This window comes from Pseudarthrobacter phenanthrenivorans (assembly GCF_036455295.1).
GTDB classification, from domain to species: Bacteria; Actinomycetota; Actinomycetes; order Actinomycetales; family Micrococcaceae; genus Arthrobacter; species Arthrobacter phenanthrenivorans_C.
The window spans coordinates 199,883-224,505 of the sequence record NZ_JAYXNX010000006.1 but is presented as its reverse complement, the minus strand read 5'-3'; the positions used below and the strand labels follow the sequence as shown (position 1 = coordinate 224,505).

24 protein-coding genes are annotated in these 24,623 nt (G+C 68.0%); 13 read left to right on the top strand and 11 right to left on the bottom strand.

From position 1 onward, the window contains the following. The first annotated feature begins 1 nt into the window (after position 1). Positions 2 to 625 carry a helix-turn-helix domain-containing protein gene (locus VXJ37_RS10460; protein WP_331322971.1) on the top strand — a complete coding sequence of 208 codons (624 nt, stop codon included), beginning with the start codon at positions 2 to 4 and terminating at the stop codon, positions 623 to 625. Between the two features lie 260 nt (positions 626 to 885). Beyond that, positions 886 to 2,178, top strand: a complete 1,293-nt coding sequence (locus tag VXJ37_RS10455) for an ammonium transporter (RefSeq protein WP_331322970.1) — start codon at positions 886 to 888, stop codon at positions 2,176 to 2,178. Between the two features lie 293 nt (positions 2,179 to 2,471). Here VXJ37_RS10455 and VXJ37_RS10450 read toward each other — a convergent pair whose 3' ends face one another. Continuing rightward, positions 2,472 to 5,942, bottom strand: a complete 3,471-nt coding sequence (locus VXJ37_RS10450) for a DEAD/DEAH box helicase (protein WP_331323017.1) — start codon at positions 5,940 to 5,942, stop codon at positions 2,472 to 2,474. A 213-nt stretch (positions 5,943 to 6,155) separates the two neighbouring features. Here VXJ37_RS10450 and VXJ37_RS10445 point away from each other — a divergent pair, with 213 nt between their 5' ends. From VXJ37_RS10445 to VXJ37_RS10430, 4 genes are all read left to right on the top strand, one after another. Then, positions 6,156 to 6,710 (top strand): DMP19 family protein, encoded by a 555-nt coding sequence (locus VXJ37_RS10445; RefSeq protein ID WP_331322969.1) that lies wholly within the window; start codon positions 6,156 to 6,158, stop codon positions 6,708 to 6,710. An 87-nt stretch (positions 6,711 to 6,797) separates the two neighbouring features. Next, positions 6,798 to 7,484: a protein tyrosine phosphatase gene (locus tag VXJ37_RS10440; RefSeq protein WP_331322968.1), complete on the top strand. Its 687-nt coding sequence runs from the start codon at positions 6,798 to 6,800 to the stop codon at positions 7,482 to 7,484. 164 nt (positions 7,485 to 7,648) lie between these two features. Beyond that, positions 7,649 to 8,227: an RNA polymerase sigma factor gene (locus VXJ37_RS10435; protein WP_331322967.1), complete on the top strand. Its 579-nt coding sequence runs from the start codon at positions 7,649 to 7,651 to the stop codon at positions 8,225 to 8,227. Continuing rightward, on the top strand, positions 8,220 to 8,993 hold the full coding sequence (locus tag VXJ37_RS10430) for a hypothetical protein (protein WP_331322966.1): 774 nt from the start codon (positions 8,220 to 8,222) through the stop codon (positions 8,991 to 8,993). Before VXJ37_RS10435 ends, VXJ37_RS10430 begins: the two co-directional genes overlap by 8 nt. A gap of 20 nt (positions 8,994 to 9,013) precedes the next feature. Here the strand turns inward: VXJ37_RS10430 and VXJ37_RS10425 are convergent, their stop codons facing one another. Continuing rightward, on the bottom strand, positions 9,014 to 9,550 hold the full coding sequence (locus tag VXJ37_RS10425) for a COG4315 family predicted lipoprotein (protein WP_331322965.1): 537 nt from the start codon (positions 9,548 to 9,550) through the stop codon (positions 9,014 to 9,016). Positions 9,551 to 9,802: 252 nt separating this feature from the next. Between VXJ37_RS10425 and VXJ37_RS10420 the strand changes: the two genes are divergently transcribed. Both VXJ37_RS10420 and VXJ37_RS10415 read left to right on the top strand, forming a co-directional pair. Next, positions 9,803 to 10,303, top strand: coding sequence for a sigma-70 family RNA polymerase sigma factor (locus VXJ37_RS10420; RefSeq protein WP_331322964.1), 501 nt, complete (start codon positions 9,803 to 9,805; stop codon positions 10,301 to 10,303). Then, the gene (locus VXJ37_RS10415; RefSeq protein WP_331322963.1) at positions 10,300 to 10,950 is read left to right on the top strand and encodes an anti-sigma factor family protein; all 651 of its coding nucleotides are present in this window, start codon (positions 10,300 to 10,302) and stop codon (positions 10,948 to 10,950) included. The genes VXJ37_RS10420 and VXJ37_RS10415 overlap by 4 nt, the downstream gene beginning before the upstream one ends. On the opposite strand, the gene VXJ37_RS10410 is transcribed toward VXJ37_RS10415, so the two are convergent. Together VXJ37_RS10410 and VXJ37_RS10405 are read right to left on the bottom strand one after the other, a co-directional pair. Continuing rightward, a complete protein-coding gene (locus VXJ37_RS10410) occupies positions 10,937 to 11,428 on the bottom strand; it encodes an SRPBCC family protein (RefSeq protein WP_331322962.1) in 492 nt (163 codons plus the stop codon). The two genes, VXJ37_RS10415 and VXJ37_RS10410, sit on opposite strands and share 14 nt — an antisense overlap. Positions 11,429 to 11,455: 27 nt before the next feature. Further along, the gene (locus VXJ37_RS10405; protein WP_331323016.1) at positions 11,456 to 12,274 is read right to left on the bottom strand and encodes a DUF1206 domain-containing protein; all 819 of its coding nucleotides are present in this window, start codon (positions 12,272 to 12,274) and stop codon (positions 11,456 to 11,458) included. Between the two features lie 212 nt (positions 12,275 to 12,486). Between VXJ37_RS10405 and VXJ37_RS10400 the strand changes: the two genes are divergently transcribed. Together VXJ37_RS10400 and VXJ37_RS10395 are read left to right on the top strand one after the other, a co-directional pair. Next, positions 12,487 to 14,067 carry a hypothetical protein gene (locus VXJ37_RS10400; RefSeq protein ID WP_331322961.1) on the top strand — a complete coding sequence of 527 codons (1,581 nt, stop codon included), beginning with the start codon at positions 12,487 to 12,489 and terminating at the stop codon, positions 14,065 to 14,067. A gap of 5 nt (positions 14,068 to 14,072) precedes the next feature. After that, entirely contained in the window at positions 14,073 to 14,519 is a 447-nt protein-coding gene (locus VXJ37_RS10395; RefSeq protein ID WP_331322960.1) for a hypothetical protein, read from the top strand. 41 nt (positions 14,520 to 14,560) lie between these two features. Here VXJ37_RS10395 and trmB read toward each other — a convergent pair whose 3' ends face one another. Together trmB and VXJ37_RS10385 are read right to left on the bottom strand one after the other, a co-directional pair. Next, positions 14,561 to 15,484, bottom strand: a complete 924-nt coding sequence (trmB, locus tag VXJ37_RS10390; protein WP_331322959.1) for a tRNA (guanosine(46)-N7)-methyltransferase TrmB — start codon at positions 15,482 to 15,484, stop codon at positions 14,561 to 14,563. A gap of 62 nt (positions 15,485 to 15,546) precedes the next feature. Then, positions 15,547 to 15,840, bottom strand: a complete 294-nt coding sequence (locus VXJ37_RS10385; protein WP_331322958.1) for a hypothetical protein — start codon at positions 15,838 to 15,840, stop codon at positions 15,547 to 15,549. Between the two features lie 260 nt (positions 15,841 to 16,100). Between VXJ37_RS10385 and VXJ37_RS10380 the strand changes: the two genes are divergently transcribed. Next, positions 16,101 to 17,447, top strand: coding sequence for an MFS transporter (locus VXJ37_RS10380; protein WP_331322957.1), 1,347 nt, complete (start codon positions 16,101 to 16,103; stop codon positions 17,445 to 17,447). An 8-nt stretch (positions 17,448 to 17,455) separates the two neighbouring features. Continuing rightward, entirely contained in the window at positions 17,456 to 18,853 is a 1,398-nt protein-coding gene (locus VXJ37_RS10375; RefSeq protein ID WP_331322956.1) for an MFS transporter, read from the top strand. Positions 18,854 to 18,858: 5 nt separating this feature from the next. On the opposite strand, the gene VXJ37_RS10370 is transcribed toward VXJ37_RS10375, so the two are convergent. Then, positions 18,859 to 19,626 carry an SAM-dependent methyltransferase gene (locus tag VXJ37_RS10370; protein ID WP_331322955.1) on the bottom strand — a complete coding sequence of 256 codons (768 nt, stop codon included), beginning with the start codon at positions 19,624 to 19,626 and terminating at the stop codon, positions 18,859 to 18,861. Between the two features lie 314 nt (positions 19,627 to 19,940). Between VXJ37_RS10370 and VXJ37_RS10365 the strand changes: the two genes are divergently transcribed. Further along, on the top strand, positions 19,941 to 21,821 hold the full coding sequence (locus VXJ37_RS10365) for a DEAD/DEAH box helicase (RefSeq protein WP_331322954.1): 1,881 nt from the start codon (positions 19,941 to 19,943) through the stop codon (positions 21,819 to 21,821). An 89-nt stretch (positions 21,822 to 21,910) separates the two neighbouring features. On the opposite strand, the gene VXJ37_RS10360 is transcribed toward VXJ37_RS10365, so the two are convergent. From VXJ37_RS10360 to VXJ37_RS10345, 4 genes are read right to left on the bottom strand one after another with little or no spacing between them, the layout of a single operon-like run. Next, positions 21,911 to 22,561, bottom strand: coding sequence for an MBL fold metallo-hydrolase (locus VXJ37_RS10360; protein WP_331322953.1), 651 nt, complete (start codon positions 22,559 to 22,561; stop codon positions 21,911 to 21,913). A 5-nt stretch (positions 22,562 to 22,566) separates the two neighbouring features. Beyond that, complete coding sequence (locus VXJ37_RS10355) at positions 22,567 to 22,884, bottom strand: putative quinol monooxygenase (protein WP_331322952.1); 318 nt, start codon at positions 22,882 to 22,884, stop codon at positions 22,567 to 22,569. Between the two features lie 47 nt (positions 22,885 to 22,931). Continuing rightward, on the bottom strand, positions 22,932 to 23,960 hold the full coding sequence (locus tag VXJ37_RS10350; RefSeq protein WP_331322951.1) for an aldo/keto reductase: 1,029 nt from the start codon (positions 23,958 to 23,960) through the stop codon (positions 22,932 to 22,934). A 32-nt stretch (positions 23,961 to 23,992) separates the two neighbouring features. Further along, entirely contained in the window at positions 23,993 to 24,619 is a 627-nt protein-coding gene (locus tag VXJ37_RS10345; RefSeq protein WP_331322950.1) for a nucleoside/nucleotide kinase family protein, read from the bottom strand. Between the last annotated feature and the right edge of the window lie 4 nt (positions 24,620 to 24,623).

The window sequence follows — 24,623 nt, the reverse complement described above, 5'->3', positions numbered from 1 at the left end:
CATGACCGAACAGGCCGGAGAGCGCGGCGACGACGTGAGCCGCGACCAGGAAACCGGCCAGCCAGCCGGCCGGCTGGAGCAGGTCATCGCGGCGCAGGTGCGGCACTACCGCACCACGCAGGGTCTTTCCTCGGCCGAACTCGCGGCACGCACCGGCATCTCCAAGGCGATGATTTCCCGCGTCGAAACCGCCACCACCTCCTGTTCCCTGACTACGCTGCAGCGGCTGGCGGACGGCCTGAAGGTTCCCGTCACGGCGCTGTTCCGCGGCGCGGACACCGACCGGGACGCCACCTTCACCAAAAGCGGGCAGGGCAGCCTCACCGTACGCAGCGGCACCCAGCACGGCCACGAATACCGCGTCCTGGGCACGCTCAAAGGCCGCACGGATGCGCTGGAACCCACGCTGGTGACCCTCACGGACGCCAGCGACGTGTTTCCGCTCTTCCAGCACCCCGGCACCGAATTCATCTACATGCTCGCCGGGAAGATGGTCTACGGCCACGGCTCCTACGAGTACGCCATGGAGCCGGGCGACTCACTGTTGCTCGACGGAGAAGGCCCACACGGCCCGCTGGAGCTGCTGGACCTGCCCATCCGGTTCCTGGCCATCTCCGCTAAATAAGGCCGCCCGTTACGGCTGGCTCCTCCAGTAACTTCCTCCGGTAACTCCTGCGCTCTGCGGGACAGCTGAAACCGGCGTGCAGATGACTGAAACGATCATTTAACACACCGGAAACCCACCCAAAAATCACCGCCATACATTGGTATCAGACGGCAACAGCCGCCCCTCCGCTGAACGTGGTTTCTCCGGCCACGTCCGTCCGCAGAGCGGCTCTGACGGCACTCGGCCGTTATCTCTTCGCATCACGAAAGGGGTTTCCCATGGATTCGGGAAATGTCGCTTGGATTTTGGCCAGCTCGGCGCTGGTGTGCATGATGATCCCCGCCCTGGCCCTGTTTTACGGGGGCATGGTGGGGTCCCGCCGCATTCTCAACATGATGATGATGTGCTTCGGCGGCGCCAGCCTGGTGGCCGTCCTCTGGGCACTGTTCGGATACTCCATGGCCTTCGGCAACTCGGTGGGCGGCCTTGGCCTGATCGGTGACGTCACCGAATTCCCCGGCATGGGGCAACTGCTGGCCAAGGATGATTCGGCGTCCATCCCGGTCATCCTGTTTGCCGCATTCCAGCTCTTCTTCGCCTGCGTCACCACCGCACTGGTTGCCGGGGCCGCCGCCGGGCGCATGAAGTTCGGCGCCTGGATGGTCTTCGCAGGTATCTGGGCCACCGTGGTCTACTTCCCCATCGCGCACTGGGTGTTCGCGTTCGACTCTGCGGACGGCAGCACGGTGGGCGGCTGGATCGCCAACGGCATCAAAGCCATCGACTTCGCCGGCGGCACCGCGGTGCACATGAACGCCGGCGCCGCCGCACTGGCCCTGGCCCTGGTCCTGGGCAAGAGCTCCGGCTGGCCCAAGGTTGAACATGCCAAGCCGCACAGCCGGCCGCTGGTCCTGGTGGGTGCAGGCCTCCTGTGGGTGGGCTGGTTCGGCTTCAACGCCGGCTCCGCGCTCGCCGCCGGCCAGTCCGCGGCCGTGGTCTTCCTCAACACTGCCGTCGCCGCCTCGGCCGGCCTGCTCGCCTGGGCCCTCGTGGAACGGTTCCGCCACGGCGCAGCAACCAGCATGGGTGCCGCCTCCGGCCTGATCGCCGCCCTGGTGGCCATCACTCCGGCCTGTGGCGCGGTCAGCCCCCTGGGTGCACTGGCCATCGGTGCCATCGCGGGCGCCGTCTGCTCCCTGGCCATCGAATGGAAGTTCCGCCTGGGCTTCGACGATTCGCTTGATGTCGTGGGCGTCCACCTCGTCGGCGGCATCCTTGGCACCCTTCTGATCGGCCTCTTTGCCACGGACAAGGCTCCGAACGGCGTCAGCGGCCTGTTCTACGGCGGCGGCTTCAACCTGCTCGGCGTCCAGGCACTGGCCACCGTCACGGTGCTGGTCTACTCCTTCGGTGTCACCTGGATCCTTGCGAAGGTCCTGGACAAGGCCATGGGCGGCCTGCGCATCAAGCCGGAGGACGAACTGCGCGGCATCGACCTCGCGGCCCACTCCGAGCTGGCCTACCTGATGGACGAGGATCCGGTGGAACTGGGCTCGCCCCAGCGGGTCTAGCTCCGGCAGGACCACCACACACTGCCGGGCGCCCGCCTGCTGGGGGCGGCGCACGGCACCTGCTTCACCAGTCCCAGCGCACGAACAGGGCCAAACCCTGGACCGGTGCCGGCAGCAGCCGGCTTATAGTTCCAGGGTTTGGCCCTTCGTTGTGCCCTGGCCCCCGTATCGCCGCCGCGAACATCGATGCGCATATGAGGCGCCGCGGCGCAGATTACCTGGCGCTGCGCAGATGTGGGCCGCGGAGCGGAAGGTGCGCGTCGAAACTGTCGGTGCGCGTCGAAGCTGCGGCCCTACTCCTTGAAAAGCCCGGCCAGGTCCTCCGCCGTGATGGCCCCGCCGGCCAGGGCGTCGCCTTCCATCACGTCCGCGAACAGCTGCGACTTCCGGGTCTTCAGCGCCATGACCTTTTCCTCGATGGTGTCCTTGGCCACCAGTCGGTAGACCATCACGTTCCGGGCCTGGCCGATCCGGTGGGTCCGGTCCACTGCCTGCGCCTCGGAGGCCGGGTTCCACCAGGGATCCAGCAGGAAGACGTAGTCCGCCTCGGTGAGGTTAAGCCCAAAGCCGCCGGCCTTCAGCGAGATCAGGAACACCGGCGCCGTGCCGTTCTTGAACTCGCTGACCACGTCCGCGCGGTTGCGGGTACCGCCGTCGAGGTAGCAGTACTCGATCTCCTCCTCGTCCAGCCGCTCCCGGACCTTGCCCAAAAAGCCCGTGAACTGGCTGAAGATCAGTGCCCGGTGCCCCTCAGCCACCAGGTCCTCGAGCTGCTCGAACAGGACATCCAGCTTGCTGGAGCGAACAGCCGAGAGCGAAGGATCCACCAGCGAAACATCCAGGCTCAGCTGCCGCAGCAGGGTCAGCGACTGGAAGATGGTGAACCGGTTCTTGTTGACGTCCTCGATCAGACCCAGGATCTTCTGCCGCTCACGCTGCAGGTGGGTCTGGTACACCTTCTGGTGCCGCGGATTGAGCACCACTTCCAGGACCTGCTCCTGCTTGGGCGGCAGGTCCTTGATCACCTGGTCCTTGGTGCGGCGCATCATCAGCGGCCGCACCCGGCGGCGGAGCTTCTCCAGCTGCCCCTTGTCCCCATTCTTCTCCACGGGCTTCTGGTAGTACTCGGCGAAGCGCTTGGGGCTGGAGAAAAGGCCGGGCGCCACGATTGACGTCAGCGCCCAGAACTCCATCAGGTTGTTCTCCAGCGGCGTGCCGGTGATGGCCAGCTTGAACGCGGCCGGCAGCTTCCGGGCGCACTGGTAGGCCTTGGACTGGTGGTTCTTCACGAACTGCGCCTCGTCCAGCACCAGCCCGTTCCACGAACGGGAAGCGTAGGACTCGTAATCGATCCGGAACAGCGCATAGGAGGTAATCACGACGTCGGCCCCGCCGAGAACGGCCGCCACGTCCAGGCCGTTCTTGGCGAAGGTTTCCCCTACCGTCTGCACCGTGAGTCCAGGCGCAAAGCGGGCGGCTTCGGCGGCCCAGTTGCCCACCACGCTGGTGGGCGCCACCACCAGGAAGGGCGCGACGGCGGCGGCCCGGCCTTCGCCGCCGGCCTCAGCACCGGCGTCGGGCGTTTCCAGGGACGAGGCTGCCGCGACTGCCAGCTCCTTCGCCGCGCACATCAAGGCCAGCGCCTGGACGGTCTTGCCGAGGCCCATGTCGTCGGCCAGGATGCCGCCCAGCCCGTGCTTATAAAGGAAGCTGAGCCAGTTGAAGCCCTCGAGCTGGTACGGGCGCAGCTCGGCATTCAGCGTAGGCGGCAGCGGCAGGCCGTCCGTGCCGCCTTCCAGGAGGCCCCCCACCGCGGACCGCCATGCAGCGGCCTGTTCGTCCACCACCCCCAGTTGCGCCAGTTCGTCCCACAGCCCGGCCTGGAACCGGCTGATCTGCAGCGGTGCGTCCTTGTTGTCCTGCAGCGACCGCGCTTCCTCTATCAGGGCCCGCAGCTGGTGCAGCTCGGGCAGGTCCAGGGAGAAGTACGCGCCGCTGGGCAGCAGCATCTTGGTCTGGCCGGCAGCCAAGGCGGAGAATACGGCAGCGAAGGACACCGGCTGGCCCTCCAGCGAAATCTGGATGCCCAGGTCGAACCAGTCGCGCTGCTCCGTTGCCTTGGTTGAGATCGAGACCACCGGTGCTTCCCCGGCTTCGCGGTAGTCCGCGATGTCGCCGGCCGTCTCCACCTCCACGTCCGGGGCTTCGCGGAGCCGGGGCAGCACTTCCTCGGTGAAGGCCAGGGTGTCCAGGCCGGCCAGTTCGGCGGAGGCGGCCAGGCGGGGAGTGCCCCAGCCGCCCGTAGCGGATTCACCCAGTGCCGGAACCACGTCCCACGGGCGGCCGATGCCTTCCAGGATCCGCGACTCGGCGGTGTCGTCGCGGTAGCCCTGGTCGCCCGGATGCCGCCACAGCGGCTGCGCCGTGACCAGCTTCCCGGTCCGGTAGTGCCACTCCCAGTGCAGCCGCACCCGGTGGTCCGCCCCATAGTTGGCCAGCGATGACAAGGTGGGGACGGCCAGTTCGGGCAGTTCCACGGACTCGTCGCGCGCCGTGACCCGGGCTGTCTGCTTGAGCTTGGGGTAGAAGCCGGTCAGGAACCGGGATTCGTCCCTGGCCGGGATGTGCAGGGTGCTGCCGGCGGTGACGAACGCCAGCAGTTCCTCGCTCAGCCCGTTCTCCAGCGGTGCCAGCGTGATGGCCCCGTTGGGGTCGGGGACTCCGGGCAGCGCCGCCTCGCCTGAGGTGAGGAAGATTCCGTGCGCGGGCCGCCCAATCGTGCCCACCGCAGCCGGATCAACCTCCTCCCCCTCCACGGTGATGGCGGGGGAAAGTTCCAGGCCGCCGTCGGAGGTCGCCGCACCGTCTCCCGCGCCGCCGGGTTCAGCCACGGGAGCGCCGTACCGTCGCAGGGACAGCCCGACGGCGGCCGGGGACCCGGCAACCCGGACCGGGTCGGTGCCCCGCGAGTGGACCAGGGCGAGGCCGATCTTCCGGGCATCGGAGAGCAGGCTCCACAGGTTCCTGCCGGCGTAGGAGTTCAGGCTCAGCCACAACCCCGCGGAGTTGTGCATCCGGCTGGCGGAGGGGGAATGGCCGGCCAGGAACTCCTGCAGCCATTCCACATGGGCCTGGTTCGATTCGCGCCGGAAATTCACGTAGCTGAGGGTGTTCCACGAAACATCGCCGCGGATCCACTTACCTTTGGCACCCATGATGACGGGCCGGACCTTGAGCTGGCGGACCCCGCGGACAGGGTCCCGGCGTCCCGTATAGGAGAAGTGGGGTGGCGGTTCCTCAATCTCGAACTGCAGCGCCAGGGGAACGCCGCTGGTCGAGGAGGCGGAGCCGGGCTGGGAGATCAGCGGACCCAGGGCCTGCTCCCAGTCGGAAAGGGCGGTCGCGGGGGCACGGGAAACCTGGGTTGCGGTGGACGGTGCCAACAGTTGCACCCTTACTGACGGGCTGTCCTCGGCCGCGAAGAGCAGGGCGGCCACATGCTTGCAGTCCTTGCGCACAGGGCAGCTGCACACGCCCACGGTGCAGCTCCAGCCGGCACCCTTCCGGACCAGCTTGGCCGTGGTGGAGTACGGCAGCTCCGCCCCGCCCCGGACTTTTCCCAGCAGGAGTCCGGTGCCGCCGTCGAACGATATGCCCGAGACCCTGCCCGCCATGGCATACGCCAGCCCGGCCGCCAGGGAGCGGTCGTTGATGGCGGGTGTCTGAATTGCCAGGTCCGCACTTTCGTCCGGTTGGGATGGCATGGTGAGCGCTACTTTCGGCAGGCCACGGCGGAGCCGGGTCCGGTGGGTGGTTATCTGATCCATCTTAGTTCTCCGCAGGGGACGCCCCTGCCGGCACCCTTCCAGGGCAGCCCCGAAAACTTCGCTTGCCGTTCATGTCCTCCACGCTGCCTGCGTGAAGCTGTGCCCGTAGCGTGAAAGCGTCCCGCGCACCACCACCCGGCAAGGATTCCCATGAACCCCATCAACCAGCCCGTCATCCTCACCAGCAGCAGCATCGAAGGCAGGGACGAGGAGGTGGTGGAGGTGAATGCGGCCATCGTCGACGCCCTCCACCATGCCCTCCCGGGCGCGGATCTGTCGCCGGTGGCTGTCCGCAGCTACTTCGTGGATTACTACCTTTCGCAGGCGCTTGAGGGTGGATTTGAGCAGTACGCCGCGATGGCCGGCGGCCGGCTGGGCACTGACAGGCTGGTCCGCGAAGGGATGGCGGCCATGGGCGCCATGGCACACCTGGAACTTTTCGAGCGCGCCGTGGGCGCGTGCGACCCACCGAAAGATTCCCTGCGCATCGGGGAGCTTGACCGTGAATTCGAGGAGCTGCTGGAACGCGAAAACATTACCGCCCTCAATGCCCGCTGGCTGCGCGGCCAGCCCGACCTGCTGGTGCTGGACGACGAGGAGGTCGGCCCGTACATCCAGCGGCTGGCGGTCCTTTTCCCGCACCCGGCGGACCGCAGCGCCACCCGGGACAAGCCGGCGGAAAAAAATACTTTGGGGCGTCCGTAACTTTTCCGGGACCGCGGGCGATGTAGTGCGTGATGGGCCCGCCCGGCGGGCCCAATCCGATGTGTTGTCTAGGTTTGGAGAAGTCTTATGTCTGTGTTCACCGTTCTCGCCACCAGCAAAGTCGCCGCCGGAGTCCTGGCCGCCGGAACCCTGGCCGTAGGAGGCACCGGCGCCGCCGCCATCTCGGGCGTCCTCCCCACCCAGGCCCAGCAGACCGCCCACGAAATCTTCGGTGCACCTGCCCCCAAGCTTGCAGCCGACGCAGCTTCCGACGCCCAGGCCACCCCGGCCCCCACCGCAACCGCAGCGGTCACCGATGCTGCAAAGGCAGACGCTACGGCCAAGGCTTCCGCCACGGCTGAGGCCTCGGACGACAAGGCCAGCGCAGAGGCAACCGAATCGGCAAAGGCCGGCACCGCCGTTGACGCCGCAGGTCCGGCAGCCTTTGGCCTGTGCACCGCCTTCACCCACGGTGGCCTGGACGCTTCCTCCAAGGCGTTCTCCTCGCTGTCCATCGCGGCCCACGGTGATGCCAACATCAAGAGCTACTGCACCGACGTCGTGGCCAAGGCCGATGCCGCAGCGAAGGCCGGCGCCGAAGCCAAGGGCTCCGCTTCCGTCCAGGCGGAAAAGCCGGCTGTTCCTTCCGCTCCGGCAGTGCCCGCAGTCCCGGCCGTTCCGGGTGTCGGCGGCGAGACCGCTGTTCCCGCCGTTCCGGCTGTTCCCGCCGTGGGCGGCGGCACTGTCCACGCGCCGTCGGTTTCCACCCGCTAAGACCCATTGGCTAGTCTGGACTGCGGCTGCGGCCGCAGTCCGGGCAGCCGGGTGGTCCGCCCCTTGGGGGAGATACCCCTGGAAGGCCCGTAAGGGCAGCCGGAAGACCGGGGGACTGGCAGTCCGTACCGGAAACCGGGGAACGGCGTAAGCCGCATCCCGGGATGGAGGAGCCGCAGGTGCCGGACACTTTGGCCCATAAAGAGATGGACATATTCGACAACGCAGCCGGAACAGATCCGGCCGCGTTGTTTGGCGCTGCTTATCGAACCTTCGCGGGTCCGGTGCAGGGATATCTCAAAGCGCGCGGGCTTGATGATCCGGAGGCTGTCACCCAGGACGTCTTCATGGCCTTTTACGGCAGGATCGGCACCCTCACTGGCGGAATCCAGGGGGCCAAGTCGCTGATCTTCTCCATCGCCCACGCCCGCATGGTGGACCACTACCGGCGGCTGGAACGCAGGCCTCAGCTGACACCGTACGATCCCCAGTTCGACGGCCGGACCACACCCTCCGCCGAGGACCATGCAGTGGAACTCTCAGACGGAGCCGCGGCCATGCTGGAAGGGCTCAGCGACGAACACCAGGAAGTCCTGGCCCTCCGCGTCGTGGCGGACCTGTCCATAGAACAGGTCGCCGCCATCATGGGCAAGAGCGCCGGAGCCATCAAACAGCTCCAGCGACGGGCCCTGCAGAACCTGAAAGCACAAACGCTCAAGAGAAACCAGGCGAATCATGAGTGACACCGCAGGATCCCGCACCGAAGGGGCCGTTGACCGGCTCCTGCTGGAGGCTGGCATGGGCGGGGACGGGCAGCTCCGCGACGCCCTGCTCGACCTGCGCGCCCTTGCAGCCGATGCCCCGGCGCCCTCCGCCGAAATCGCCGCTTTGATGGCCGGCCCGCACGGTGCGGCCACGCCTGGTGCCGGCGCTCCCACCACGGCGCTTCCCGCCGTAGCGTCGACCGTTACGTCTGCGGTTCCGGCAACCCGGCCGGCCGACGAACTTGCCGCCCGCCGCAAGGCCAAGCGCCGCATCACGCTCACCACGCTCTCGGTTGCCGCGTCCCTCGCGGCCGGGGGGGCCGTTGCCGCCGCTTCCGACCAGGGCTTCCGCGATTCCTTTGCCCAGCTGAACCATGCCGTCACCGCTTTCGTGACGGGCTCCGCTGCAACGCCGGGAGGCAACACCGGCGGCCAGGCCCCTGCTCCCCAGCCCGGAACCACCCGACCGCCGGCAACCAGCAGCGCGGATGCCGTCCCGCATGCATCCGCGCCCGCTTCGGCACCCTCCGCTGTGGCGCCGTCGGAAGTTCCTGCGCGGCCCGACAACGTCCCCACCCATGGCGCTGCCGCCCAGAAGCCGGCCGAAGCCTCCACCGGCCCGTCACTGCCTGCCAACGTCCAAGAGGATGTCAGGAAGGGCCTGGAACAGTCGCCCAAGCTGCCGGTTCCCGTGCCCACGGAAATCCCGCTGCCAGGCAAGTCCCCCGGGATAGCCCTGAAGTAGCCGCGCCCGGGGCAGCTGCCCTAGTACGCCTGGTTGGCCGCCTTGATCATTGCTCCGGACGGATCCGACAGGTACCACACGCCGCCCACGCCCTGGCCCAGGATGTCGCCCGGCTTCGCGTCCTTGGCGAAGTAATACAGGGGCATGCCGTTCAGGGTCACCTGCTTCTTGCCGTCAGGGGTGCTGATGGTGCCCAGCTTTCCGGTGACTCCCTCTGCGGCCGGCGAACCCGAGGCAGTGGTCAGTGGCGGCCACTGGACCAGGCAGGAACCCGTGCAGGCGCTGGTCCCGGAGTCCTTGGTGTCCTTGGTGAAGAAGTACAGGCTCATTCCCTTCGCATCCACCACAATGCTGCCGACGGATGAGGACGCCGTTTTGAGGTCGACGGCGGCACTTGCCGTCGATGACGCCGCAGCGGATGAGGCGGCGCTGGAACCCGACGTGCCCGCGGCGCCCGGACTGGTGGCTGCCGGCGTGGTGCCGGTGCTGCTGCCGCAACCGGAAAGGGCTGCTGCCAGGGCCAGGATGGCAAGGCCTGCCCCGAGATGATGCTTCATGGTGTACTCCTTGGCTGTGCGACTCTGTGGCTGGTTGATTCCCGGGACGCGTCGGGCATCGGAACACCGGACGCTATTCCGTACCACGCCGTCCGGGGAAGAATGGTTCACAGGCGCGGTCGGATCCGGCCATTGAACCGTTCCGCGTCTCCGTACGTGGTTACAGCCAGGAGCACGGGCAGCAGGAACCGCGGCGCTCGGCAGGTTCGGGACAGTGCAGTGAGTGCGAAACAGAGTGACGGGAGGGGTGGGATGCCGCTCGACGACAGCGTGGTGGAGGCCATCTACCGTGAACACGGCACGGCCCTGCGCCGGTTCGTGCTCAGTGCCACCCGGGATCCCCAGCTTGCCGAGGACGTGGTGCAGGAAACCGTGCTGCGCGTCTGGCAGCATGCGCCGGACGTCAACGGAAGCGTCCGCAGCTACTTGTACCGCACAGCCAGGAACATCATGATTGACAACTACCGCCGGAGCCAGCGCCGGCCGCCGGAGGCCCTTGAGGGCAGCCCCGCAGATCCGGTCGAGGTGATGGGCCGCGTTGACGAGCTGCTGAACCGGGTGCTGATGGAGGAAGCGCTGCTGCGGCTGAGCAAGGAGCACCGGGACGTCCTGGTGGCCCTGCATTACCGCCGTTTCACGGTCAACGAGGCCGCCATCCAGCTCAACATCCCCAGCGGCACCGTGAAGTCGCGGGCCTACTACGCCCTCCGCGCACTGCGCACCATCCTCGACGAAATGGGGGTGGAACGGTGAGCACCAACCCGCACCACCTGCTGGGCGCCTACGTCCTGGGCGGCCTTGACCCCTCGGACGTCACCCTGTTCGAGAACCATCTTCACGGGTGCGCCGGCTGCCGGAAGGAGCTGGCGGTGCTGGAGAAGGTGCCGGCACTCCTGGACGCCCTCCCCGCGCCCGACGCCATGGCGCTTACCGCCGTCCCTGCCGGTGTTACGGCACAGGCCGTCCCTGCCCGCCTTTTCGATGAACTGGCGCGCCGCCGCCGGACCCTGCGACGGCGGTGGGTTGCGCTGGCAGGCGCCGTCGCTGCCGCCTGCCTGGCCGTCGGGCTGGCGGCCGGACCGCTCCTTGTCAGGCCGCCGCAGCCGGATGCCACCTACTCCGTGGCGTCCGGGGGAGGGCTGCAGGTGAACATTGACATGGCGCGGAAGGCCTGGGGGACCGAGCTTGCCGTCAGCGGCAGCAGCCTTCCTGCCGAAGGAACGTTGTCGCTGTGGGTCCGGGACCGCGCAGGCAGCGAGGACCGTGCCTGCGCCTGGACCGCAACCCCCAGCGGGAAGGTCAAGGTGACCGGGGCGACGCCCATCCAGCTGGGCAGCATCTCCAGTGTGGAGCTGCGCGACGGCGCCCAGCACGCGGTGGCGGTCATTACCGTTCCGTAGCCCCTTTCAGGGCCTTGAACTCCGCCACCAGGGATTCGTCCTCGCAGGCACGGGCGAAGGCGCCAATCCGGCGTTCGATCTCGTACCCGAGGATCCAGCCGCCGATCCGCTCCATGAGGGGCCGGAGCAGGGCCGGGCGGCACGAAAAGGTGTACTTCCAGACTGCCCGGGTGCCGCCGTCGTCAGCGGTGAAGCGCCAGCCGCCGCCGAAGTTGGTGAAGAACCAGGGACCGGACACCATGGTCATCCCCACGTTCCGGGGCGGCGCATAGGAGACGTACCGGCTCACCATGGCCAGGCCAAACCGCGACCTCGTGCGGGTGCGGACCCCTTTTCCCGGGGCCTGTGCCCCGTCAAGGAATCCCTGGGCGGAGATGAAGGGATCCCACTTGAGCCGGAAATCACCTGTGGTCTGGGAGAAGGCGAAGGCAGTCTCCGGATCGATGCGGATGAAGCGTTCGGCGCGTACTTGGGGCATGGCCCCACCTAACCATGCTGCCGGCGGTCACCGGGTCATTTTCGCCAGCCGGGCGCGCATGATCATGTAGGCGCCGTAGCAGACAAGCCCGGCTCCCACCGCGGCCAGCAGGTAGGGCCCCATAGGCTGGTCCCGGAGGGCCCGCAGGCCGCCATCCAGGCCGGTGGAGTCCTCCGGGTGCTCCTTGATGGTGGCGATGACGATGAGCAGTCCGGTCAGCAGCAGCACCAGGCCTTTGGCCAGGTATCCGGCAATACCCAGGGACAGCACTGCCTTTTTGGCTGTATCGGTGGCCGGCATCCGCAACTGCTTCTCAAAGCTCCGCTTCGGGCCCCGCATGCCGTAGGCCACCCCCGTGACAGCGACTGCCAGGCCGATCACGATCAGCACGGCCATGCCGCCCGGTGCGGCCATCATGGAGATGGTGAAGTCACTGGTGGCCTTCCCATTGTCGTTGCCCGTGCCGGTACCGGTGGCGAAGTGCCACACTGTCAGCGCGAGCACGGCATACACGACTGCCTGCAGGGCTGCCTTGGCCTTGTTCTTGACCTTCTTCTTGGTGGCCTGGTGGTTGAAGTCGAAAATGGCGTCGCCGGCCTGCCAGAGTGACAATGCCGAGCAGGCCGCGAAGCTTCCCCACAGCAGGAACGGACCCACGGGCGTGGTGGCCAGCTCGGACACGGCGCCGCTGAAATCGGCGTGCCCGGTGCCGCCCATGGCAAGCCGGATCGCGATGGCACCCACCAGCAGGTGCAGGATGCCGCTGACCGCGAACCCGGCCCTGGCCAGGAACTCAAGGACCCGGGAATTGGTGACATCCTCGGCCTTGTCAACAACCTGCTTCAGTTCTTCTTTGATCGTCTTTCCTTTGGACAGGCGCGGTAATGCGCTGGCGTGCGTGCCCTTCCTACAAGGCCAATCGTCCCACGCCGGCCGGGCGGGGAACAGTTCGCGGGCCATCCCCGGGCCATGGGGAGGGATGCCCATCGTCCGGATACGCCACCTGTGCAACCATAAGGACCAGCGATTGACACATAAGCACATTTCCCGGGGGAACCATGACTTTTTACGGCGCAGACATCAGCCAGTTGCGGGCGCTGGCCAAAGCGGCGGACCAGGCAGCGTCCCTGCTGAGCAGCCGCGCCGGCTCCCTGCACAGCCAGATCCAGTCGGCGCCGTGGAAGGGCCGCGACGGGGAACGCTTCCGCCAGGAATGGAGCGCCAGCCACCGGCCCAGCCTGGACAAAGTGGTTGCCACCCTGCGGGAGAACTCAAAGATCCTGATGAAGCAGGCCGACGAGCAGGAGAAAGCCTCCACTGCCGGCACCGGCGGCTCCGGCACCAGCACGTGGGACCGGCTCACCTCCCTGGCCTCGCAGGCCCGTGAGTGGTTCCAGGAAAAGGCCGAAGCCGCCCGGGCTGCCGCTGAACACCGCCGGGAGCTGGAAACGGGGCTGGGCCGGATGCTCGATGCCACCCCGGTAGAACAGGCAAAGTGGTGGGCCGGATTGTCCGACGCCGACCGCGCCTACCTGATCGAGGGCGAGGGCGCCGACGGTCCCTTCGCCGATGACCTCATGCGCATGGACGGTGGTATCCCCGCAGCCGCGCAGGAACTGGCCAAGAAGCACCTGCAGGAGCTGGCCAGGGCGGATACCCCGATCTACACGGAGACGGGCAAAGCCTCCATCGAAGCCCGGGTTGCCTGGGTCCACGGCGGTGCCGAGGTGGGAACCGAAGTGGTGGAAAACGCCGACGGCTCCGCCACCGTGAAGGTGTATGGAAACCTGGGCCTGGGAGTCAACGACACCAGCGGCACCGTGGGGGCCACGATGACCGGGGAAGTCTCCCGCGAGTACACGTTCGGCAGCCTGGCGGAAGCCATGGCCGCCCGCGGGCAGATGTACCGTGACCTCCCGCCGGACACCATCGGTGAAATCAGGGATGTGGCCGGAAATCCTCCCGGGTACGTCCTGGACACCATCAACGACGCCGCCAGGGACAACGGTTCCACCGGGCAGATGGACAAGGCCAAGGGAACGTTCTCGCTGGATGCGTCGGGCGAGTCCGGCACGGCCTCCGGGGGCGCCAAGCTGGATCTGTCCTACGAGCGGAACCTGACGGACGGCACCTCCACCGCCAGTGGGGAGGTCTCCGCGCAGGGCCAGCTCAAGCTGGACGGCCGGGTCTTTGAAGCTTCCGGCAAGGCCGGCCTGCAGGTCAACATGGACAAGGCCAACAACATCGATTCAGTGTCCGTGTCGATGGACGGGACCATGGCCCAGGGCGTCACATCAGGCATGAAGTCCGAAGCCGCCAAGTTCGATTCCACCGTGACGGCAGGAACCCAGGGCACCGTCAAGATCGATGTCGACTACTCCCCGGAGAACCGGCCCGTCATCGACAGCTACCTGCGCAACGTTGCGCTGGGCAATGACGCCGGCGCCGCCCGTGACGCAGCCACGCTGTACGAGGCCGGCTCCGCCACCGTCCAGGTGAACTCCGTGGTGACCGCATCCAATGAGGCAGGGTTCGATGTCAAGGTGGGCGAGGTCAAGGTCAGCACCGAGAACCAGGCCATCACCAATGTGTCCACGTACTATAAGGTCCCCAACGACACCAAGCTCGAGAGGCTCTGAAACCTATGTCAGTGCACATCGAATCCCCGCTGGGCTTCACCGCAGACTTCCCCGAGCACACGCAGGTCCTGGATGATTCCGCCGCGGGCCCCAACACCGAGCAGTATGGCCTGGTGGGCGGCGTCCTGGTCACTGTGATCAAGGACGACACCTCCGTGCAGGACGCGCCCCAGGCCAACGGCTGGGCCCACCTGATGTCAGGGTTCTACCTCGAGGAACGGGGCGGCACCCTCCTGGCCGAAGGCGAGCTGAAGCTGCCCGGCAAGGCCGCATACGCAGTGGTGGTGGGGTATGACCACGACGGCGGAGCCGCCAAGGTGGCGGCCACGGTGGGCGTATGGGAAAACGGGCGGTTCATTGGCCTTGTGGTCATTTGGCCGTACCTGAACCCCGAGGCGGAACCCCGGGTGGACATGCTCAAGGAAATCGTGGCGTCCATCAACGTCGCCTGACCTGGACCGGACAGATTCACCGGCCCTGCACAGGGGGATGCTCAGCGGCGGCGGTAGCAGAGGTCGAAAATCATCCGGCCCGCCTCGTGGGCCTTTGCCTCGAAGCTGGTCCTGATCCTGCCTTCGAACCGCGGGGCCCAGCCACCGGTTTCGTCCACCCCTTCATTGGGGCCGGTGTGTTCCGTGCTCACCGGAGCGCGCCCCTCGCGGACGGGAGCTCCGCCCACAACGGATTCGACGCCGGACTGCCACACCTGAGTCAACGGACTTTCGGGCCCCCGGCGCTCACCGGTGTGCAGGTTCTCGAAATCCTCTGAGCCTGCCATGACGTCCCTGACGTGGACGGCATAGTTGGACCAGTCAGTGGCAATCCTGAACAGGCCGCCCGGCTTCAGCGCCCGTGCTGCCAGTTCCGCGAACCCTGGCTGGATGAGGCGGCGCTTGTGGTGCCGCGACTTGTGCCACGGATCCGGGAAGAAGACCCACAGTTCGCTGACAGAGCCCTCGGGCAGCATGGTTGCCAGCACTTCCGGAGCGTTTGCCTCCACCACGCGCACGTTGTCCAGGCCCCGGCTGTTGATCTTGATGATGGTGTTGGCCAGCCCCGGAGTGTAGACCTCCACCGCCAGGAAATTCGTGCCCGGGTTTTGCTCGGCTGCATGGCAGATGGCGTCGCCCAGGCCCGAGCCGATTTCGACGATGAGCGGGGCTTGGCGCCCGAACTCTGCCGTGGCGTCAAAAGTGTAGTCGGGGTGGACCGAGGTGTTGGCCACGTGCCGCGGAACGTTGATTGCCCACCGTTCGGCGTGCTCAGCCCAGGCAGCCTGCCGGCGGCCCTGCAGCCGGGTACCGCGGCGCACAAAGCTGACCGGGCGGCCTCCGTAGGTGCCAAAGGAGGCCTGGGTTCCAGGCGTGACAGGCCTGGGGACATGCGGCTGCTGGGGGTTTTCAGGGGATTCGCTCATCCCTTCCAGAATAGCGCCGACGGAACGGCCCGGCCTCTTGGTGTCCGGAATGCTGCGTGGGGTCAGAACACGCCTATGACGTCGAGGGCCGGACCGAGGGCCAGGGCGAAGACCAGGCCGCAGATACAGAGGGCAACTGCCGCCGCGGACCAACTCCCTGATCCCCGTGGCAACTGTTTCAGGGCTGGGAGTGCGCGGCGTAGACCGAGCGAGGCGAAGAGGAGAGGCAGGCTGAACAGCACCAGGGGAGTCGCCCACGGCCTCGGGGAGGGTCCCTGGCTGGGGTAGGTCAGCAACATGGCGAACATGGAGGCGGGGCCGGTGAGGAACATGCTGGCCGGAGCGAGGATCGCCATGACCAGGCTGTTCGTGGCCTTGCTGTTGGCTCCGGCATTGTTGGGAGGCGGGCTGGTCCGCGCTGGAGGAGGCGCGCTCTCCCCGGCTGGGTGGTGGGGGGACGGTTGCGGGGTCGGTTCCATGGTGCTCCCGTTGGTAGGTGCGGCCCGGTGCCGGGCCGCGGTTGGTTACAACCTATGAATCAGGCCACCATGGAGGAAGGTGCGCGGGTGACTATGTGGAAAACTCCCCTTCGGCGCTCGCCTGCAAGAATGGGCGCATGATGGACGCAACGAATGCCGAAGCGGGGAAGCAACGGGGCACGGCCGGCCCCGCGGCGGCCGGGGGCAGGACCCGGACGGGCAGCAGCCTGGTAAACCCCAGCACCCTGGTTGATGCGGAGATCGACGAACTGCCGGCGGCGGAGCCCACCCGGGTGGGCGGCCGGCGCGCCCTGGCCTACCTGGGCGTGTGCCTGGTCCTGATCGGCCTGAACCTTCGCAGCGTCTTCTCCAGCCTGTCCGCAGTCCTGCCGGAAGTGACATCGAAGGCCGGGCTGCCCGGCTGGTCCGTGGTGGTGCTGACTACCGTTCCCGTGACACTCCTGGGCGTGTTCGCGCCGGTGGCCCCGGTCCTTGCCCGCCGGTTTGGTGCGGAGCGGGTGCTGCTGGGCGCCATGGCATTACTGACCGCGGGCCTGCTGCTGCGGCCCGTGGATGCCGGGGCAGGCACGGGTGGGGCCGGCCACCTGCCGGCCCTCCTGGTGGGAACAGCAGCCTGCGGTGCGGCAATTGCTCTATGCAACGTCCTCCTCCCGGGCCTGGTGAAGCGCGACTTCCCGCACCGGCTCGGGCTCATGGGCGGCCTCTACACCACCGCAATCTGCGCCTCCGCGGCGCTGGGTGCCGGATTCACCTACCCGGTCTACACGGCAACGGGGGAGTGGACCAAGGCGCTGTGGGTGTGGGCGCTTCCCGCCGCCGTCGTGCTTGTCCTGTTCCTTCCCGTCGCCGTGCGGCAGGGGACTGTCCGGCACCAGGCGGTCCGGGATGGAGTCAATGTGTGGCGTTCACCGGTTGCCTGGCAGGTGACCATCTTTATGGTGCTGCAGGCCATGATGTCCTTCAGCGGTTTCGCGTGGCTGGCACCCATCCTCCGTGAACGGGGTGTTGACGGGGCCACCGCCGGACTGATCGTTGCCGTCTGCATCGTGCTGCAGATGCTGGGCTCGCTGTTCGCGCCGGCGCTGGCCGCGAGGTTCCGGGACCAGCGCGCCATCAACACCGTGGTGGCGCTGATGACCGGTGGCGGCTTCGTGCTCAGCATCCTCGGCCCGCTCAACCTGATCTGGGTGTGGGCCGGCCTGCTGGGCCTGGGCCAGGGCAGCCTCACCGCCTGCGCCCTGACCCTGATCATGCTGCGGACCCGGGACGGGCACACCGCCGCGCACCTGTCCGGCATGATGCAGGGAGTCGGCTACGGGGTGGGCTCCACGGGAACCCTTATGGTCGGCCAGCTGCACCAGGCCACGGGGTCGTTCGTTCCTGCGGGCGTCCTGTTCATGGTGGTGGGCCTGCTCGCTGCGGTCTTCGGCTACCGGTCCGGCCGGGACCGGTTCGTGGGTTAGGAAAAGCCGTGCAGGACTCCACCCTCCCGGCCGCCCACCAGGCCACCGGGATCTTCCGGCCCCCGTATTTCTGGGTGACCGTGGGGACCTGCGCCCTGGTATTCCTGGCCGCCTTCGAATCCCTTGCCGTCACCACCATCATGCCCCTGGTCAGCCGGGAACTGGACGGCGGAAGCCTCTACGCCCTGGCCTTCGCCGGGCCGATGGCAACAGGGGTCATCGGCATGGTGGGCGCCGGGAACTGGTCCGACCGGCGCGGGCCGGCGATGCCGCTGTACGCCTCGGTGGCATTGTTCGTGCTGGGCCTGCTGATCGCCGGAAGTTCGGTGTCCATGCCCATGCTCGTTTCGGGCCGCCTGGTCCAGGGGCTCGGCGGCGGCGCCCTTACCGTGGCGCTTTACGTGCTGGTGGCCCGGTTCTTTCCCGGACCGCTGCACCCCCGGATCTTTGCCGCGTTTTCCGCCGCCTGGGTGGTTCCGTCGCTGGTGGGCCCCTTCGCCGCGGGCGTGGTGGCCCAGGTCTTCAGTTGGCACTGGGTGTTCCTGGGCGTGGTGGGACTGGTCATTCCCGCGCTGGTGATGGTCGTGCCGGTCCTGCGCGGCCTGGACGAGCCTGAAGAGGTTGACGGGACACGGGTTGCTGCGCCGCCCTGGGCCATCCGCCGGCTCGGGTGGGCGGCGCTCGCCGCGCTCGCGGTGCTGGGGCTCAACCTCTCCGCGGATGTCAGCATCCCGGCGATGCCGGCCGCCACGGCGCTGCTGGCGTGCGCCGCCGTCGTGCTTGCCCTGGTGGCCGTCCGGCCGCTGGTTCCCGCCGGCACCCTCGCCGCCCGCCGCGGGCTCCCCAGCGTCATCCTGGCACGCGGGCTCGCGTCCGCGTCCTTCTTCGGTGCGGAGGTGTATCTTCCCTACCTTCTGATTGACCAGTTCGCGTTCCCGCCCACACTCGCGGGCCTGACCCTGACCGGGGGAGCGCTCGCCTGGGCCGGGGCCGCAGCGGTGCAGGGCCGGCTCGGGTCCCGGCTGCCGCATCGGAGCGCAGTCCAGGGCGGGGCGCTCATGGTCCTTGCGGCAGTGCTCCTGGCCCTTGCCACCACGGCGCTGCATTGGCCGGCAGCCGTTGCGATCGCCGGGTGGGTGCTGGCCGGCGGCGGAATGGGCCTGCTCTACCCGCGCCTGAGCGTGATGACCCTGGCCCTGTCCACCAAGGAAAACGAAGGGTTCAACAGCTCCGCCATGTCCATTTCAGATTCCCTGGGCGGGGCGCTGTCCCTGGCCACCACGGGGATTGTCTTCGCGGCATTTACGACGGCGGTCCAGTCCTTCGCCGGCGTGTTCGCCTTCACCGCGGCCATCGGGGTGGCCGCGGCACTGGTGGCGCCGAGGGTCATTGCCGGCAAGGCCTGAGGCGGTCAGGCGAGGCGGGTGGCGCGCAGGACGACGTCGGCGATGACCGCTTCCTGGCCATCCGGCCCCGTCGCCGGCCGTTCCCGGTTGGTGAGGACCTCAATCTGCCAGTCGCCGCCGTCCAGACCGAGCTCCCGCACCAGCTGCTCACCCGTGTAGAGCATGTCGCGATGCTGATGGAGGTTGGCGCCCCAGGGCGGCAGCTGGTCCGGGTGGTGACCCACCACCAGCAGGGTGCCGCCGGGCTTGACGGCTCCGGCGGCTGCCCTCAGCGGGATCCGCCAGTCGAGTTCCTGGGAGTGCAGGAACTGGGACGTGACCAGGTCGTAGGAAGCCTCCGGCTGCCACTGGGCCAGGTCCGCCAGCTGCCAGCTGATCCGGCTGCCGATGTCCGCGCTGGAGGGCTGCACGCGTTCCAGCGCCAGTTCCGCCAGTTCATGCGAACGCGCCCGTTCCAGGGCGACGGCTGACACGTCGACGGCGGTCAGCGACCAGCCCTGCCGCGCAAGCCAGATGGCATCGGCACCTTCGCCGCAGCCCAGGTCGAGCGCCCTTCCCGGACGCAGGCCACCGGCCTCACGGACCAGCTGGGGGTTGGGCTTACCGCTCCAGAGCCGGGTCTTGCTGCGGTACCGCTCGTCCCAGACTGCTGCGGCGCCCATGCTGCCGACGGCGCCCTCCCTGCCACCGCCGTCGTGCGCCTGATGCCCGTCTGGACCGTCCTGTGGCCCATGCTGCTGCGTGTCCTGTTGCTGGCCGGGGTGTTCGTTCATGCGTCAACACTGCCCCGCCCGGCCGTCGATGGCAACGCCGGAAACCGGTGCGGGCGGCGGGATGCTAGACTGGAGGAACTTGATGTGCAGTGATGCCGCCTGCTCCGGATCTGGAGTTCCTTCCAGGGAGTGGGCTTTTTTCATGTGAGAGGCACATCCTGCGTCGATGAACGCGTTCCATTTGGTCCCGGCCGGCTGTCCTATTTACAGCGCCCGGTTGATCACCTGACTTTTCTTCGGCGAAACCCCTGGTCCAACCGGCATCGGGGGCCGATATCCGCCCGGATACCGCCAGAAAGACCGTAAAAAACTACATGACTACTTTTGCTGCCCTCGGTACTCCCAAGGCCCTTGCAGACACCCTTTCCGCGCAGGGAATCGTTGAACCGTTCCCCATCCAGGTGAAGACCCTTCCGGACACGCTGTCCGGACGCGACGTCCTGGGCCGCGGCCGGACCGGATCCGGTAAAACCATCGCTTTCGCCATCCCGCTTGTAGCAAGACTCGCTGAGCGGGAAGCCAAGCACTTCCGCAAGCCCGGCCGCCCCATGGGCCTGGTCCTGGCACCCACCCGTGAACTGGCAACCCAGATCAACGCCACCATCGAGCCGCTGGCAAAGGCCGCCGGGCTGAACACCACCGTGATCTACGGCGGCATCTCGCAGGCACGCCAGGAGAAGGCGCTGCGGGCCGGCGTCGATATCGTGATCGCCTGCCCCGGCCGCCTGGAGGACCTGATCCGCCAGCGCATCCTCACCCTCGAGGCCGTGGAAATCACCGTCCTGGACGAGGCCGACCACATGGCCGACCTCGGCTTCCTGCCCGTGGTCAAGAAGCTCATGGACATGACCCCCAGCCAGGGCCAGCGGCTGCTCTTCTCCGCCACCCTGGACAACGGCGTGGACAAGATCGTCCAGCGCTACCTGTCCAACCCGCTGACCCACTCCGTGGATGACCCGCAGGCAGCGGTGACCACCATGGAGCACCACGTGCTGGTGGTCAACGACCAGACCGTCAAGAAGCAGCTGATCGTGGAGCTCGCCTCCGGCGCCGGCCGCCGCGTCCTGTTCATGCGGACCAAGCACCACGCCCGGAAGCTGGCCAAGACGCTGACCGACGCGGGCATCCCCGCCGTGGACCTGCACGGCAACCTGTCGCAGAACGCCCGCGACCGTAACCTCGCCGAGTTCTCCAACGGTGACGTCCGCGTCCTGGTGGCCACCGACGTCGCCGCCCGCGGTGTGCACGTCGACGACGTCGAACTGGTGATCCACGTGGACCCGCCCACCGAGCACAAGGCGTACCTGCACCGTTCCGGCCGTACCGCGCGTGCCGGTTCCGACGGCACCGTGGTGACCCTGACGCTCCCCGAGCAGCAGTCCGACGTCAAGAAGCTCATGAAGGCCGCCGGTGTCGACGTCAGCTTCGAGCGCGTCACCGCCACCTCACCCATCGTGGCCGAGCTCGTCGGCGACATCGCCGAGAAGGTTGACCCCCGCACCCGTGCCGCGCTGCTGGCCGCCAAGGCTCCCAAGCAGGGCGGCGGCACCTCCACCGGTGCCAACGCTGAGCGCAAGCGCGCACGCCGCCAGGCTGCCCCCACCACCGGGGGGCGTGGCGGACGTGGTGGGCGCGGCAAGGTTTCGGCCGAACCCGCCCGCAGTGACGCAACCCGCGCCGAGCGCCGCGCCGTTGCCTTCGAAGGCCGCACCGAGGCCCGCGCGGCATTCGACCGCAACGCCGAGCAGAACGAGGACCGCGCAGTAGCCGCAGCGGCTGCCCGCCGCAACGCCCGCGGCCGCGCCACGGCTGCCGGCACCCACCGCAACGACGTCCCCGCAGCAGGTGGCCGCTCATCGGCCGGCCGCGGATCCGACGGACGTGCAGCAGAGGGCCGCGGCGATTCCAGGATCACCCGCAGTGCCGCTCCGCGTGGCGGCACCGGACGTCCCGCATCTGGTGGACGGGGCGCCTCCGGCGGTGGCCAGCGCAGCGGCCGCCCGGCCACCGGGCAGCGCGCTGCAGCCACCGGCGGCAGCAAAGCTGTTTGGTCCTCCAACACGGGCGGTACGTCCGGCGGGTCCTACGGTTCCGGTAACGCCGGCTCAGGTAACGGCGGTTCAGGCCGCCCGGCCCGCAGCGGCCCCCGCCGCGCATCCGCCCCTGCGTCGAACGAGCGCCGCAGCCGCTCATAAGGCCCAGCCAATCCATCGAGTGCTCCGCAGTTGTCGTTATGACGCGTCTAAACGACAACTGCGGAGCACTCGATGCGTTTAAGGCCCTCCTACCAGCCTCGGGCCCGCCATTCGTCAAGGTGCGGCCGCTCGGCCCCCAGAGTGGTGGGCTTGCCGTGGCCGGGATGCACCACCGCGGTGTCCGGGTAAACGTCGAACAACCGCCCGGTGACGTCGGACAGGAGCTGGTTGAACCGCTCCGGATCCTTCTGCGTATTGCCCACCCCGCCGGGGAACAGCGAGTCCCCGGAGAAGATGTGCGGGGGGCCTTCCGGGTCCTCGTAGACAAAGGCGATGGAGCCGGGGGTGTGGCCGCGCAGGTGCACGGCCACCAGCTCAAAGCCGTCCACGGCTACCTTGTCCCCGTGCCCAAGCGGCCGCTCCACCGGAACAGGCAACGCATCGGCGTCGTCAGCCCCGGCGGCGGTTGGAGCGGAAGTTGCCTCCACCAGCTCCTTCAGTGCCCGCACGTGGTCCCAGTGCTGGTGCGTAGTGGCGATCAGGGCCAGGTGTGCCTTGGCACTGGTGTCCGCGGCGCCGTCGGCCAGCAGCTGCCTGATGGCGGCAGGGTCGTCGGCGGCATCGATGAGCACCTGCGCGCCGCTTTCCTTGGCGGTCAGCAGGTACACGTTGTTGTCCATCTGGCTGACGGAGATGCTGCGGACGGTGAGTGCCGGCAGGTCGTAAAGAAGTGAGTCCATGGGCTTCAGTCCCGGGAGGGCTGCAGGTCGAGCGGCATGGTGGTCGAGTACACCTGCTTGGACGGCGGGGCGGCGAGGATCTCATGGAGCCCGCTTTTGCCTTCCGGCGTCTTCCGCCACGCCGCGTAGTCGTCGTGGTCCTGCGTGGTTGCCCAGGTTTCCACCACCAGGATGTGGCAGGGGTCCGCGTCATCAACCAGCGCTTCGATGCCCTGGTTGCCGGGCCATGCCCGGGTGGCGGCAAGGGTTTCGGAGAGGTACTTGGCGGCGTCGTCGCGGCGGGCCGGATCGATCTGGACTTCGAAGTGGACGATGGCAGGCATGGTGCTCCTTGGGTTGGGGTGGAAACTGCCGGGCGTGGGGAAGGCGCTTATTCCCGTCCTTCAGACACCCACGTGGGGTTCGCGGAGCGGGATCCGACGACGGCGTCCGAGGCCGCATCCAGGACCTCCAGGTGGGCGGGGGTGAGGTCCAGGGCCAGCGCGCCGAGGTTCTCGTCGATGCGGGCGGCCTTGCGCGTGCCCGGGATGGGGACGACCGGCAGGCCGAGTCGGCTGCCCTGGGCGAACAGCCAGGCGAGGGCGACCTGCGCCGGCGTGGCGTTGAGCTGGTCCGCGACGGACCTGACGGCATCCACAACGGCCTGGTTGGCGCTGGCGGCGTCGGGGGCGAAGCGCGGGATGTTCCGGCGGAAGTCCTTGGCGCCAAGGCTTGCCGTGTCAACGGTGCCCGTGAGGAAACCGCGGCCCAGCGGGGAGTAGGGGACGAAGCCCACGCCCAGTGCGGCTGCGGCGGGTACCACGTTGCGTTCCACGTCCCGGCTCCAGATGGACCATTCGCTCTGGACGGCGGCGATCGGGTGGACCGCCGACGCGTCCTGCAGTTCCTGCGCCGTCACCTCGGACAGGCCAAGGTGCTTGACCTTTCCCTGGTTCACCAGCTCGGCCATGGCGCCCACGGTTTCCTCGATGGGCACGCGGACGTCCCGGCGGTGCATGTAGTAGAGGTCGATCACCTCGGTTCCCAGCCGCTGCAGGCTCCGTTCCACGGCCTGGCGGACGTACCCGGCGTCGCCGCGGATGTCCGTGTAACCGTCTGTTGGGGTTCCTACCAGCGCGAACTTGGTGGCGAGCTGGACCTCGTCCCGCCGTTCCTTGAGCAACTGGGAGATCAGCTCCTCATTGCTGCCGCCGCCGTAAATGTCCGCTGTGTCGATGAAGCTGACGCCGGCGTCAACCGCGTGGTGCAGTGTGCGCAGTGCTTCGGCGGGATCCACCTCGCCGTAAACGGGGGTGAGGGCCATGCCGCCGAAGCCGAGGCGGCTGACGGCGAATCCGTCGCCGAGCTGGACGGTGCTGCCGGGTCCGGTGCCGTTGCGGTCCGTGGGTGCGTTTGCCATGGGTGCTCCTGTGTCGTTTCCTGCTTTGAGAATTACAGCCAGGGGATGATGCGGTGGGCGGCCGGGCGGGTGGCCTGGATCAACCGGGCATTTGCCTCATCCGGTCCGTTCGCCCAGGCGACCGCTGCTTCCCGGTCCATCCCGAACGACACATGCCGGTCCACCAGCCTCTGCAGCCGGAGCGCAGGCGGCGTTTCCAGGAACCATACCTCGTCCAGCTGGGCCCGCACTTCCTTCCATGGCCCCTGCTCCGCCAGCAGGTAGTTGCCCTCGGTGATTACCAGCGGAACGTCGGCGGGGACGGCGATGGAGGCGGCTACGGGCTCATCAATGGTGCGGCGGAACTCCGGCGCGTACACCACGTCCTCGTCCCGGCGCACCAGGCGGCGCAGCAGCGAAAGGTAGCCACCGCCGTCGAACGTATCGATGGCTCCTTTGCGCTGCCGCAGCGGGGTGCCGTCAATTATTGCGTTGCCCAGGTGGAACCCGTCCATCGGTACCACCACGGAAATCCCGGGGCTGAACTGTTCCTGCAGCCAGGCGGCGAAGGTGGACTTTCCGGACCCCGGCGCGCCGGCAATGCCAATGATCACGCGCGTCCCGGGCGCCAACCGGTGGCGCAGGGCATCCACTGCCTGCGTGATCTCGGGGGAGTCCATGGCA

Coding starts and splice junctions, on each gene's coding strand:
- trmB (WP_331322959.1), bottom strand. CDS start 15,484: ATGAGCGAATCCCCTGAAAACCCCCAGCAGCCGCATGTCCCCAGGCCT.
- VXJ37_RS10345 (WP_331322950.1), bottom strand. CDS start 24,619: ATGGACTCCCCCGAGATCACGCAGGCAGTGGATGCCCTGCGCCACCGG.
- VXJ37_RS10430 (WP_331322966.1), top strand. CDS start 8,220: ATGAGTGACACCGCAGGATCCCGCACCGAAGGGGCCGTTGACCGGCTC.
- VXJ37_RS10350 (WP_331322951.1), bottom strand. CDS start 23,960: ATGGCAAACGCACCCACGGACCGCAACGGCACCGGACCCGGCAGCACC.
- VXJ37_RS10365 (WP_331322954.1), top strand. CDS start 19,941: ATGACTACTTTTGCTGCCCTCGGTACTCCCAAGGCCCTTGCAGACACC.
- VXJ37_RS10425 (WP_331322965.1), bottom strand. CDS start 9,550: ATGAAGCATCATCTCGGGGCAGGCCTTGCCATCCTGGCCCTGGCAGCA.
- VXJ37_RS10435 (WP_331322967.1), top strand. CDS start 7,649: ATGGAGGAGCCGCAGGTGCCGGACACTTTGGCCCATAAAGAGATGGAC.
- VXJ37_RS10410 (WP_331322962.1), bottom strand. CDS start 11,428: ATGCCCCAAGTACGCGCCGAACGCTTCATCCGCATCGATCCGGAGACT.
- VXJ37_RS10455 (WP_331322970.1), top strand. CDS start 886: ATGGATTCGGGAAATGTCGCTTGGATTTTGGCCAGCTCGGCGCTGGTG.
- VXJ37_RS10440 (WP_331322968.1), top strand. CDS start 6,798: ATGTCTGTGTTCACCGTTCTCGCCACCAGCAAAGTCGCCGCCGGAGTC.
- VXJ37_RS10445 (WP_331322969.1), top strand. CDS start 6,156: ATGAACCCCATCAACCAGCCCGTCATCCTCACCAGCAGCAGCATCGAA.
- VXJ37_RS10395 (WP_331322960.1), top strand. CDS start 14,073: ATGTCAGTGCACATCGAATCCCCGCTGGGCTTCACCGCAGACTTCCCC.
- VXJ37_RS10385 (WP_331322958.1), bottom strand. CDS start 15,840: ATGGCGATCCTCGCTCCGGCCAGCATGTTCCTCACCGGCCCCGCCTCC.
- VXJ37_RS10380 (WP_331322957.1), top strand. CDS start 16,101: ATGATGGACGCAACGAATGCCGAAGCGGGGAAGCAACGGGGCACGGCC.
- VXJ37_RS10360 (WP_331322953.1), bottom strand. CDS start 22,561: ATGGACTCACTTCTTTACGACCTGCCGGCACTCACCGTCCGCAGCATC.
- VXJ37_RS10370 (WP_331322955.1), bottom strand. CDS start 19,626: ATGAACGAACACCCCGGCCAGCAACAGGACACGCAGCAGCATGGGCCA.
- VXJ37_RS10355 (WP_331322952.1), bottom strand. CDS start 22,884: ATGCCTGCCATCGTCCACTTCGAAGTCCAGATCGATCCGGCCCGCCGC.
- VXJ37_RS10450 (WP_331323017.1), bottom strand. CDS start 5,942: ATGCCATCCCAACCGGACGAAAGTGCGGACCTGGCAATTCAGACACCC.
- VXJ37_RS10460 (WP_331322971.1), top strand. CDS start 2: ATGACCGAACAGGCCGGAGAGCGCGGCGACGACGTGAGCCGCGACCAG.
- VXJ37_RS10420 (WP_331322964.1), top strand. CDS start 9,803: ATGCCGCTCGACGACAGCGTGGTGGAGGCCATCTACCGTGAACACGGC.
- VXJ37_RS10400 (WP_331322961.1), top strand. CDS start 12,487: ATGACTTTTTACGGCGCAGACATCAGCCAGTTGCGGGCGCTGGCCAAA.